Source organism: Dorea sp. 210702-DFI.3.125, from assembly GCF_020560945.1.
Classification (GTDB): Bacteria; Bacillota; Clostridia; order Lachnospirales; family Lachnospiraceae; genus Dorea; species Dorea formicigenerans.
In genome coordinates this window covers 1-321 of the sequence record NZ_JAJCNF010000104.1, presented here as the reverse complement: position 1 = coordinate 321, position 321 = coordinate 1, and the positions used below count along the sequence as shown (strand labels likewise).

The 321-nt window shown below is 48.0% G+C and carries 1 protein-coding gene; it reads left to right on the top strand.

Going from position 1 to position 321, the window contains the following annotated elements; genetic code table 11:
• The coding region (locus tag LI164_RS15745) for a helix-turn-helix domain-containing protein (RefSeq protein WP_173734751.1) at window positions 1–215 on the top strand (215 nt) is incomplete at its 5' end.
• Window positions 216–321: the final 106 nt, after the last annotated feature.

Below are 321 nucleotides of genomic sequence, written 5' to 3'. Positions count from 1 at the left end.
AAAAGAGATTGAACAGCTACGAGGATTTACCGCTGGTTCTGGATGTGGCGGACATTCAGCGGATTATGGGAATTTCAAGAGCGAGCGCCTATGAGCTGGTACACACACCCGGCTTTCCAGCGTTCCGCAGGGGCAGACTTATCAAGGTCAGCAAAATTGCTTTCTTTGAATGGATGGCAAAAGGCTCCGAAACCGTACCGAGAAGCGACAAATAAGCGTGAGTTATGCAAATACTGCCGCACTTTCCAAAGGGGCATACAGAGGGAAAAACCTTAAAAATGATACCGAGACGCTACACCAAAACAGCCTATCTGCGTACAT